General features: G+C 73.1%; 7 protein-coding genes. 4 read left to right on the top strand and 3 right to left on the bottom strand.

Features of this window, described 5'->3' with window-relative positions; genetic code table 11:
• Positions 1 to 216 precede the first annotated feature (216 nt).
• Positions 217 to 993 (top strand): SDR family oxidoreductase, encoded by a 777-nt coding sequence (locus tag ABD374_RS07585; RefSeq protein WP_344492693.1) that lies wholly within the window; start codon positions 217 to 219, stop codon positions 991 to 993.
• 710 nt (positions 994 to 1,703) lie between these two features.
• On the opposite strand, the gene ABD374_RS07580 is transcribed toward ABD374_RS07585, so the two are convergent.
• Genes ABD374_RS07580 through glgX form a run of 3 tightly spaced genes read right to left on the bottom strand, consistent with a single transcriptional unit; the run spans position 1,704 to position 7,835 of the window.
• Complete coding sequence (locus ABD374_RS07580; RefSeq protein WP_344492689.1) at positions 1,704 to 3,602, bottom strand: ABC transporter ATP-binding protein; 1,899 nt, start codon at positions 3,600 to 3,602, stop codon at positions 1,704 to 1,706.
• Positions 3,599 to 5,497 (bottom strand): ABC transporter ATP-binding protein, encoded by a 1,899-nt coding sequence (locus tag ABD374_RS07575; protein ID WP_344492687.1) that lies wholly within the window; start codon positions 5,495 to 5,497, stop codon positions 3,599 to 3,601. The genes ABD374_RS07580 and ABD374_RS07575 overlap by 4 nt, the downstream gene beginning before the upstream one ends.
• A 43-nt stretch (positions 5,498 to 5,540) precedes the next feature.
• A complete protein-coding gene (gene glgX, locus ABD374_RS07570; protein ID WP_344492684.1) occupies positions 5,541 to 7,835 on the bottom strand; it encodes a glycogen debranching protein GlgX in 2,295 nt (764 codons plus the stop codon).
• 166 nt (positions 7,836 to 8,001) lie between these two features.
• Between glgX and ABD374_RS07565 the strand changes: the two genes are divergently transcribed.
• The 3 genes from ABD374_RS07565 to ABD374_RS07555 all read left to right on the top strand — a co-directional run bounded on the left by ABD374_RS07565 (position 8,002) and on the right by ABD374_RS07555 (position 11,495).
• Positions 8,002 to 9,201, top strand: coding sequence for a L,D-transpeptidase (locus tag ABD374_RS07565; protein WP_344492682.1), 1,200 nt, complete (start codon positions 8,002 to 8,004; stop codon positions 9,199 to 9,201).
• Positions 9,202 to 9,387: 186 nt separating this feature from the next.
• Positions 9,388 to 10,647, top strand: a complete 1,260-nt coding sequence (locus tag ABD374_RS07560) for a L,D-transpeptidase (RefSeq protein WP_344492680.1) — start codon at positions 9,388 to 9,390, stop codon at positions 10,645 to 10,647.
• A gap of 80 nt (positions 10,648 to 10,727) precedes the next feature.
• Entirely contained in the window at positions 10,728 to 11,495 is a 768-nt protein-coding gene (locus ABD374_RS07555) for an enoyl-CoA hydratase/isomerase family protein (RefSeq protein ID WP_344492678.1), read from the top strand.

Genomic DNA, 11,495 nt, shown 5'->3' with positions numbered 1-11,495 from the left:
TGGGGGTTGCCTGTCAGGACCGCGTCAACAAGTTGGCCGGAAATCGTCCGTTGCCCGAAGAGTCGTGTCCGTTCAGCGGACGTTTCGCGGGGTGCTGCCGCAACGCCACCGGGGGGCCGGCGCCGGCCCGGGGCCGAGCGCGCGATGATGCTGCGGGCTGACCGGTTTCAGCGCACTCCGGAGGGACGGGAACGTGACGATGGAAGGGAACGCGGCGTGGACGGGCCGACTTTGGTGACGGGCGCCACCGGCACACTGGGGCGCCCCCTGGTGGACCGGCTGCTGGCGGAGGGCACGGCCGTACGGGTGATGAGCCGTCGCCCGCGGCGGGCGGACGACGACAGGCCGTACGCGTGGGCGGTCTGCGACCTCGCCTCGGGCGAGGGGCTCCGGGCCGCGGTGGAGGGCGCGGCGACGATCGTGCACTGTGCCACGAACGCCCGCAACGACGTGGCGACGACCCGGCGGCTGGTCGACGCCGCCCGGCGGGCCGGCGGCCCGCACCTGGTCTACATCTCGATCGTGGGCGTGGACCGGGTGCCGTTCTTCTACTACGAGGCGAAGCTCGCCGCGGAACGGCTCGTCGAGGAGTCCGGGCTGCCCTGGACGATCCTGCGCGCCACGCAGTTCCACGACCTGGTGGCCACCATGACGCTCGCCCAGCGGCGCCTGCCGGTGGCGCTGGTGCCGGCCGGCCTGCGCTTCCAGCCCGTCGAGGTCACCGAGGTCGCCGGGCGGCTCGCGGAGCTCGCCCGGGACGCACCGGCCGGGCGGGTGCCCGACATGGGCGGCCCCGAGGTGCGCGACGCCCGCGACCTGGCCGCGTCGGCGCTGCGCGCGGCGGGGCGGCGGCGCCGGATCGTGCCGGTGCGGCTGCCGGGCAAGGCGTACCGGGCGTACCGTGCGGGCGGCCACCTGGCTCCCGGCCGGACCGTCGGGACGGTGACGTTCGAGGAGTACCTGGAGAGGAGGGCGAAGGCGGGCCGGCTGTGAACGGGGGATTCCAGAAGGCGCCTTCCCGTGTTCCGGCCCTCGCGGAGCGCCGGGGGCATCAGCTCCGCGACGCCCTTCTCGCGCCGCTCGGGGCTGATTGGTCATTCCCCGGGGGGACGGGACTGCTGGGCGGTCTGTCCGGGGCGCGGGGCACGGCCGAGCGCATGATCCGCGGATCCTCCGACGCCCTGCGCGCTCCCGCCCTGCGGCATCTGCCTCCCGGCGCTGCCGGGCAAGGGTGCGTCCCGCCGGCGCCCGGGTGCTCCTGCGCGGGATCTGCTGCGGCTCGCTGTCACCGGGGCGCCGACGGCCGTCGCTCCGGCCGACCGCATCACGGTCCTCGGCGGTGAGGGGCAGGAGTCCGCCGCCGGCCGTCTGCCGCGAACTGCCGCGCCTGCTGCCCGGGCTGGAGGAACCGCCCGCCCCGACGGGCACCGGCCGTGCCGACGTGCCGGCTCCGACGGCAGCGCTTCCCGGCGGAGACCGGGACGGTCCGGAGGCAGCGCCGGGCCGGCTGTCCCTGTGGCTGCCACGCGTTGCGAGGGAGACCGCCGGCCCGAACGCCGCTCTTCGGGACGGGGGGCGGGCCGCCCCCCGTCCCGGGTCTCGTCACGGCGGATACCGGGCCGGCCGTCTGCCGCTGCCCCCGGAGACGAGTCCGTGACCGGCTTCCGTTGCCCCGGCCGGGCCACGGATCCCGCCGGTGCCCGTCAGGCCAGGCTGTCGCGCCAGGCCCGGTGCAGGTCCGCGAAGCGTCCCGTACCGCCGATGAGTCCGGCGGGGGAGCCGTCCTCGACGATGCGGCCCTGCTCCATGACCAGTACCCGGTCGGCGACCTCCACCGTCGAGAGCCGGTGCGCGATCACCACGGCCGTACGCCCGCGCAGCACCGTGTTCATCGCGCGCTGCACCGCCCGCTCGCCCGGGATGTCCAGGGACGACGTCGCCTCGTCCAGGATCAGCACCGCGGGGTCGGCGAGCAGCGCGCGGCCGAAGGCCACCAGCTGCCGCTGCCCTGCCGAGATCCGGCCGCCCCGCTTGCGTACGTCGGTGTCGTACCCCTCCGGAAGGCCGCTGATGAAGTCGTGCGCACCGATCGCCTTCGCGGCCCGCTCGATGTCCTCGCGGGTGGCGTCGGGGCGGCCGACGGCGATGTTCTCGGCGACCGTGCCGGAGAACAGGAAAGCCTCCTGGGTCACCATCACCACCGCGCGCCGCAGCTCCGGCACGGCGAGATCGCGCAGGTCGGTGCCGTCGAGCAGGACGCGGCCCCCGGTCGGGTCGTAGAAGCGCGCCAGCAGCTTGGCGAGCGTCGACTTGCCCGCGCCCGTCGAGCCGACGACGGCGACCGTCCGGCCGGCCGCCAGGGTCAGACTGAAGCGCGGAAGGACCTCGCCGCCGGTGCGGTAGGCGAAGCTGACGCCGTCGAAGACGACCTCGCGGCCCGGCCCACCACCGGCGGGCGCGGGCAGCTTCCGCGGCTCGGCGGGCTCGGGGACGGCCGGGACCTGGGCGAGCAGGCCCGCGATCTTCTCCAGGGAGGCGGCCGCGGACTGGTAGGAGTTCAGGAACATCCCGAGCCGGTCGATCGGGTCGTACAGCCGCCGCAGGTAGAGCACGGAGGCGGCGAGGACGCCGAGCTCCAGGCCGCCGCCGGCGACCTGGTGGGCGCCCCACAGCACCATCGAGGCGACCGCCGTGTTGGCGACCAGCCGCGAGCCGACGACGTACTGGGCCATCTCCAGCAGGCCGTCGCCGTTCGTCCGCTCGTGGCGGTGGTTGAGCACGCGGAACTGCGCGTCGTTCGTCCGCTCACGCCGGAACGCCCGCACCGGCCGGATCCCGTTCATCGTCTCCGCGAACTTCACGATGACGGCGGCGATCGCCGTCGAGCGCTTGGCGAAGACGACGGAGACACGCCTGCGGTAGCGCCGGACGAGCAGGTACAGCGGTACGAACGACCCCACCGCGAGCGCGCCGATCCCCACGTCGAGCCAGAGCAGCAGCGCGCAGATGAAGACCGAGGAGAGGACGACGCCGATCAGCTCCTGGAGACCTTCGCCGAGCAGCTGCCGCAGCGCCTCCACGTCGGTCGTCGACCGGGAGATCAGCCGCCCCGACGTGTACCGCTCGTGGAAGTCGACGCTCAGTGCCTGCGCGTGCCGGAAGATCCTGCCGCGCAGATCGAGGAGTACGTCCTGGTTGACACGGGCGGAGACCAGGACGAAGGCGTACTGCAGGGCCCCCGCGCCCACCGAGCACAGCAGGTAGCCGGCCGCGACGAGGGCCAGTGGCCCGAAGTCCTCGCGCCGCAGGGCCGGTACGCCGCGGTCGATGGCGTACGCGACGAGCAGCGGACCCGCCTGCACCGCCGCCAGCTGGAGCAGCAGGATCAGCGCGGCGGCGGCGACCCTGGCGCGCCGGGGCCGCAGCAGCGAGCGCAGCAGCGCGAGCGTCGCGCCCTGGGGCGCGGGCAGCGCGTCGCGGTCGAAGGGGTCGCCGCCCTGCGCGCTGCCGTCCTGCGTGCCGGCACCGGGGGCGGGGCCCGGTGCCGGCACGGGCTCCGGGCCGGTGCCGGCGGCGGAACGGTTGTCCGCGGTGGTCGTCATGCGCCCTCCCCGTCGTCCTTCTTCTTCCCGTCGGCACCGACGCCGGCTCCGGACATCAGCCAGGCGTACTCGTCGCTGGTGCGCAGCAGTTCCTGATGGGTGCCGACGGCCGCGATGCGGCCGCCGGACAGCAGCGCCACCCGGTCGGCGAGCAGCACGGTCGACGGCCGGTGCGCGACCACGAGCGCGGTGGTGTCCTCCAGCACGCGCCGCAGCGCCGCCTCCACCAGGGCTTCCGTATGCACGTCGAGCGCCGACAGCGGATCGTCGAGCACCAGGAAACGCGGCCCGCCCACCACCGCCCTGGCCAGCGCGAGCCGCTGCCGCTGCCCGCCGGACAGGCTCAGGCCCTGCTCGCCGACCCGCGTGGCCGTGCCCTGGGGCAGCCGGTGCGCGAAACCGGCCCGGGCGGTGTCCAGCGCGCGCGCCAGATCGGCCTCGCCCGCGCCCCTCCCCGCCCCCATCAGTACGTTCTCCCCGACGCTCGCCGAGAACAGCGTGGGCTCCTCGAAGGCGACGGACACCAGCTCCCGCAGCCGCTCGCGCGGCATGGCCGTGATGTCCGCCCCGTCGAGCGTGATCCGCCCGCCCGTCACCTCGTGCAGCCGCGGTACGAGCGTGGTGAGCGTGGTCTTGCCGCTGCCGGTGGCTCCGACGAGGGCCATGGTCTCGCCCGGCCGTACGTGCAGATCGATGTGCGCGAGGACGGGCGGTGCCCCCTCGTGCGCGTCGGGATACCGGAACTCGACCCCCTCGAAGACGATCCCGCGCTCGACGGCCACCGGGCCCGCGACCGGAACCGCCACCGGGCCCGAGACCGGGCCCGAGACCGGGCCCGCCACCGGGCCCGAGACCGGGCCCCCGACCGGCCCCGCACCGGAGGAAGGTCCGTCCCCCTCCGCCTCCTCCCGCGCGTCCATCACCTCGAAGTACCGTTCGGTCGCCGTCGCCGCGTCCTGGCTGATCGCGAGCAGGAAGCCGATCGACTCCACCGGCCAGCGCAGCGCCAGCGCCGTGGACAGGAACGCCACCAGCGTGCCCGCCGACAGCGCGCCGTCGGCGACCCGCACCGTCCCGAGCACCAGCGCGGCCCCGACGGCCAGTTCCGGCAGGGCGGTGATCGTCGCCCAGATCCCCGCGAGCAGCCGGGCCTTGGCCAGCTCGGTGCCCCGGAGCGTCAGCGACAGCTCCCGGAAGGCGTGGGCCTGGCTGCGGTTGTGCCCGAACCCCTTGATGACGCGGATGCCGAGCACGCTCTCCTCGACGACCGTCGTCAGGTCACCCACCTGGTCCTGCGAACGCCGGGCGACCAGCGAGTACTTCGACTCGAAGACCGAGCACAGCACCACCAGCGGGATCACGGGCGCCAGCAGCACCAGCCCCAGCGACCACTGCTGGAGGAGCAGAATGGCGACCCCCACCAGGATCGTCACCCCGTTGACCAGCAGGAACGTCAGCGGAAACGCCAGGAACATCCGCAGCAGCATCAGGTCCGTGGTCCCGCGCGACAGCAACTGCCCCGACGGCCACCGGTCGTGGAAGGCCACCGGAAGCCGTTGCAGGTGCCGGTACAGGTCGCCCCGCATCGCCGCCTCCACCCCGGCCAGCGGCCGCGCCACCAGCCACCGCCGCAGCCCGAAGAGCGCCGCCTCCGTGAGCCCGAGCAGCAGCAGGTACAGCGCCCCGAGCCACACCCCGCCCGGGTCCCGGTCCGCGACCGGGCCGTCCACGATCCACTTCAGGACGAGCGGGACGACCAGGCCGAGGCAGGAGGCCAGCACCGCGACGAGGGCCGCGCAGGCCAGGCGCGCGCGCACCGGCCGTACGTAGGGCCACAGGCGCAGCAGCGAACGTACGGCCGATCGGTCCTCGGCGGGCGCGTCGGTTCCGGTCATCAGGATCGAGCGTACGGTTCGCCACTGACACCGCTCACTGGTTCTACGCCGTACGCGCCTTCAGCAGGAGCACCGATCTGGCCGCCGCGGTGATCACCCCGCCACCCGCGTGCGCCGTCCCCGGAGCGCTCTCCTGGCTCTCCCGTGACGTGTCGACGACCAGTTCGTACGTACGCGCCCACGGCGGCCCGGGCAGCAGGAAGTCCGCCGGGCGGTCCCCCGCGTGCAGAATGGCGAGAAAGCTGTCGTCCGTGACTTTCGCCCCGCGCGCGTCACGGCCCGGGATGTCGCGGCCCGACAGGTACATCCCCAGGGTCGACGCCGGGGCGTACCAGTCCCGCTCCGTCATCTCCTCGCCGCGCGGGGTGAACCACGCCAGGTCGCGCAGCCCGTCCGCCGCCTGGGCCCGGCCCGAGAAGAAGGCGCGGCGGCGCAGCACCGGATGCGCGTGGCGCAGCCTCAGCAGGCGGGACGTCAGCCCGAAGAGCTCCCGCCAGCCGGGGTCCTCCAGGAGCGACCAGTCGATCCAGCTGACCTCGTTGTCCTGGCAGTACGCGTTGTTGTTGCCGCCCTGGGTGCGCCCCATCTCGTCGCCCGCGACGAGCATCGGCACCCCCGTCGACAGCAGCAGCGTCGTCACCAGGTTGCGCAACTGCCGCCTGCGCAGCCCGTTCACCCCGGCGTCGTCCGTCTCGCCCTCGGCGCCGCAGTTCCACGAACGGTTGTCGTTCGTCCCGTCCCGGTTGCCCTCGCCGTTCGCCGCGTTCTGCTTCTGGTGGTACGACACGAGGTCCCGCAGCGTGAAGCCGTCGTGCGCGGTGACGAAGTTGACCGAGGCGTACGGGCGCCGGCCGCCCCACGCGTACAGGTCGCTCGATCCCGACAGCCGGTACCCCAGGTCCCGCACATCCGGCAGCGCGCCCCGCCAGAAGTCCCGCACGGCGTCCCGGTACCGGTCGTTCCACTCGGTCCAGAGCGGGGGGAAGGCACCCACCTGATAACCGCCGCTGCCCACGTCCCACGGCTCGGCGATCAGCTTCACGCGCCGCAGCACCGGGTCCTGCGCGATCACCGCGAGGAACGGCGACAGCATGTCGACGTCGTGCATCGAGCGCGCCAGCGCCGCCGCGAGGTCGAAGCGGAAGCCGTCCACACCCATCTCGGTGACCCAGTACCTGAGCGAGTCCGTGATCAGCCGCAGGACGTTCGGCTGCACGACGTGCAGGGTGTTCCCGCAGCCCGTGTAGTCGGCGTAGCGCCTGGGGTCGTTCTGGAGACGGTAGTACCCGCGGTTGTCGATGCCGCGCAGCGACAGCGTCGGCCCCAGCTCGCCCGCCTCCGCCGTGTGGTTGTAGACCACGTCGAGGATCACCTCGATGCCGGCGGCGTGCAGCGCCCGCACCATCGCCTTGAACTCGCCGACCTGCTGCCCGGCCGTCCCCGTCGCCGCGTAGGCGGCGTGCGGCGCGAAGTACCCGATGGAGTTGTAGCCCCAGTAGTTGTGCAGGCCCCGCCGCAGCAGGTGGTCCTCGTGGGCGAACTGGTGCACCGGCAGCAGCTCCACCGCCGTCACGCCCAGCCGCTGGAGGTGCTCGACCGCCGCCGGGTGCGCGAGCCCGGCGTACGTACCGCGCAGCTCCTCGGGAATGCCCGGGTGCAGCTTGGTGAAGCCGCGCACGTGCAGCTCGTAGATGACCGAGTCCGCCCACGGAGTCTTGGGCCGCCGGTCGTCCGTCCAGTCGTCGTCGGGCGCGTCGTCGTGGACGACCACGCCCTTGGGGACGTACGGCGCCGAGTCCCGCTCGTCGCGCACGGTGTCCGCGACGTGCTGCTGCGGCCAGTCCCTGACGTGCCCGTACACCTCGCCGGGCAGCGTGCTGTACTCCTTCCCCGGCGGCGCGTCGACGGCCCGCGCGTACGGATCGAGGAGCAGCTTCGCGTGGTTCCAGCGGGCGCCGGTCCACGGGTCCCAGCGGCCGTGCACGCGGAAGCCGTAGCGCTGCCCCGCGCGGACGCCCGGCAGGAAGCCGTGCCAGATCTCGTGCGTCAGCTCGGTCAGCGGGCACCGCGTCTCGGTGCCGTCCTCGTCGAAGAGGCACACCTCGACGGCGTCGGCCCCGCCCGCCCACAGCGCGAAGTTGGTGCCGGCGACCCCGTCGGGGCCGACGCGAAAACGCGCTCCCAGGGGGGTCGGCGCGCCCGGCCACACGGGTGGCCCGCCCGCGCCCCGGCCGGGGCGCCGCCCGTCGACCACGACCGGGGCGGGGGCGGGCCGGCCGTCGTCCCCCGGCTCCCGCACCGCCTCCTGTACTGCCTCCTGCTCGGCTGCGCTGGACACCTGAAAGCCTCCCGCGGCTCGTTGGGACCGGCGGATCCATGAGACCCCGCGGCGTCCCGGCCGCGGCCGCCCCGCCTGGTCCTCCCACCTGTTCTGCCCGCAACAGCGGTCGTACTCACGTTTCCCCCGCGGGGGGGAGATCGTTGGGTCGGACGTGAGAGACGCAGTGAGACGCGCACGGGCGGCCCTGGCCGCCGTACTGGCAGGGGCAGGGCTGATCGCCGGGCTCGCGGGCTGCACGGCCGGCGGCGAGGCGGTGTTCGGCGGAAAGCCGCGTTCGCCCCAGGACGCCATCCGGATCGTTCCCGGGAACGGAGCGAAGGACATCAGGGCCGAGGACCGCATCGAAGTGAGCGTCGCCGACGGGCGGCTGGAGCGGGTCGAGGTCGTACGGGTCGAGGACGCCGACCAGCAGGAGGTCACGGGACGGATCTCGGCCGACGGGCGGAGCTGGCGGCCGGACGGCGGACCGCTGCGGCTGGCCGCCAAGTACACGGTCGACGCGGTCGCCGTCGACGGCCGCGGCCGGCGCTCCGCCCGGCACACCTCGTTCACGACGGTCGTCCCCGAACACCGCTTCATCGGATACTTCAAGCCGGAGAACCGGTCCACCGTCGGCACCGGCATGATCGTTTCTTTCTCCTTCAACCGGCCCGTGGCCGACCGGGCCGCCGTCGAACGCGCGATCAAGGTGACCTCGCAGCCGCCGGTGGAGGTGGCCGGCCACTGGTTCGGCGCCCAGCGCCTCGACTTCAGGCCGCGCGACCACTGGAGGCCCGGCACCCGCGTCGGTGTCGACCTGCGGCTGCGCGACGTCGAGGCGGCGCCCGGCGTGTTCGGCATCCAGCACAAGGCCGTCGGGTTCACGGTCGGCCGCTCCCAGGTGTCGACGGTGGACGCGGAGAAGCACACCATGGTGGTACGGCGCGACGGCAGGGTGCTGGCGAAGGTGCCGGTCAGCGCCGGGGCGCCCAAGAGCACGACGTACAACGGGAAGATGGTCGTCACGGAGTTGTACGACGTGACGCGGATGGACGGCAGGACCGTCGGCTTCGGCGGCGAGTACGACATCCCGGACGTTCCGCACGCGATGCGGCTGACGGATTCGGGAACCTTCCTGCACGGCAACTACTGGGCTCCGCCGGAGTCGTTCGGATCGGTCAACACGAGCCACGGATGCATCGGGCTGCGGGACGTGAAGGGCGGCAGCCCGGACACCCCGGGCGGCTGGTTCTTCGACCGCACGCTCGTCGGGGACGTGGTGGAAGTGGTGAACTCTCGCGACCGGAAGGTCGCCCCCGACAACGGCCTCGGCGGCTGGAACATGGACTGGGCCCGCTGGAAGGCCGGGTCCGCTCTCCGGTGACCCCCACCGGCCCTCGCTGACCTGCACGTGCCCGTGCCGCCCCCCGGGCACTTGGAACTGAACGGTGACATACGGGGGGAGTCCGTGACACGACCGATGTGATTACCTTTTCTCGTGCGCGCTGTCGCTGCGCGTGGGGGTGCGGGCCGTGGCTGGGGCCAGGCCGTGCGAGGGGAGAACACCGAATTGAACAGGCAGCAGATATCGGGGACATCGGCCGGAGCGCGGCGGGGGCGCGCGCCCCGGCCCGGGAGCCGGGGGCTGCCGGCTCTGCTGCTGGGCGCCGTGCTGCTGCTGGTGACGGCGTGCGGCGGAAGCAGTGGCTCCGGCGGTGGCGGGGACGGCGGCAAGGGCGGGGTGGCGAAGCCCGAGGACACCAAGGCGTCGCAGGCGGTGGTGACGGTCACGCCCAAGGACGAGGCGGAGAACGTCGCCACCAGCGGGGCCCTGAAGATCGGCGCGGACAAGGGCAGGCTGACGTCCGTCACGGTCGAGGACACCAGGGGCAACGAGGTCGAGGGGAAGATCAGCAAGGACGGCACCGTCTGGGAGCCGGCACACCACCTCGGCGCCGCGACCAAGTACAAGGTCCACGCGATCGCGAAGGACTCCGAGGGCCGCGCGTCCGCGAAGGACACCACCTTCACCACGCTCGTGCCGCAGAACACCTTCATCGCCCACTTCACGCCCGAGGACGGCTCGACGGTCGGCGTCGGAATGCCGGTCTCGCTGCGCTTCAGCCGCGGCATCACCGCGCCCGAGGACGTCGAGAAGGCCGTGAAGGTGACGGCCGAGCCGTCGGTGCCGGTCGAGGGGCACTGGTTCGGCAACGACCGCCTCGACTTCCGTCCCGAGAAGTACTGGGCCGCGGGCACCGAGGTCACGCTGAAGCTGAACCTCGACGGCGTCGAGGGCCGGCCCGGTGTGTACGGCAAGCAGACCAAGACCGTGAAGTTCACGGTCGGCCGCAGCCAGGTCAGCGTCGTGGACGCCGCGGCGCACACGATGACGGTCAAGCGCGACGGCAAGGTCCTCAAAACCATCCCGGTCACCGCGGGCGCCCCGTCCACGACGACGTACAACGGCCAGATGGTGATCAGCGAGAAGTACCAGGTGACGCGCATGAACGGCGCCACCGTCGGCTTCGGCGGCGAGTACGACATCAAGGACGTGCCGCACGCGATGCGCCTGTCGACCTCGGGCACCTTCATCCACGGCAACTACTGGGCGGGCGCGGGCACCTTCGGGTCGGCCAACGTCAGCCACGGGTGCGTGGGGCTGCGGGACGTGCGGGGCGGATGGGACAAGCAGACCCCGGCGGCCTGGTTCTTCGACAACTCGATCCTCGGTGACGTGGTCGTCGTGAAGAACTCCCACGACAAGCAGATCCAGCCGGACAACGGTCTCAACGGCTGGAACATGTCCTGGGACCGGTGGAAGAGGTAACCCACGCCGTACGTACGGGCCCTGTGCTGTTGTCCACAGCACGGGGCCCGTTGTCGTTAACGGGGGCTAACCTCGCTCGTATGACTGTGAATCTCGAAGTCTCCGAGGGCGTCGGCACCATCCGCCTGGCACGCCCCCCGATGAACGCGCTGGACATCGCCACCCAGGACCGGCTGCGCGAGCTCGCCGAAGAGGCGGCCCGGCGCGAGGACGTGCGCGCCGTGGTCCTCTACGGCGGCGAGAAGGTGTTCGCGGCCGGCGCGGACATCAAGGAGATGCAGGCGATGGACCACGCGGCGATGGTCGTACGGTCCAAGGGCCTCCAGGACGCCTTCACCGCCGTCGCCCGCATCCCCAAGCCCGTGGTCGCCGCGGTCACCGGCTACGCGCTGGGCGGCGGCTGCGAGCTCGCCCTGTGCGCCGACTTCCGTATCGCCGGGGACAACGCCAAGCTCGGCCAGCCCGAGATCCTCCTCGGCCTGATCCCGGGCGCGGGCGGCACGCAGCGGCTCGCGCGGCTGGTCGGCCCGTCCAGGGCCAAGGACCTGATCTTCACCGGCCGCCAGGTGCGGGCGGACGAGGCGCTGGCGATCGGCCTGGTCGACCGGGTGGTGCCGGCGGCCGAGGTGTACGAGCAGGCGCACGCGTGGGCGGCGAAGCTCGCCCAGGGACCCGCGCTGGCGCTGCGCGCGGCGAAGGAGTGCGTCGACGCGGGACTGGAGACGGACCTGGAGACCGGGCTGACCGTCGAGCGGAACTGGTTCGCCGGACTGTTCGCGACCGAGGACCGGGAGCGCGGTATGCGCAGTTTCGTCGAGGAGGGGCCCGGAAAGGCCAAGTTCCTCTGA

The organism is Streptomyces enissocaesilis, from assembly GCF_039533765.1.
In the GTDB taxonomy this organism is placed as follows: domain Bacteria; phylum Actinomycetota; class Actinomycetes; order Streptomycetales; family Streptomycetaceae; genus Streptomyces; species Streptomyces enissocaesilis.
Note: the sequence above shows the minus strand (reverse complement) of the source record. Positions and strands in the feature narration are given on the sequence as shown.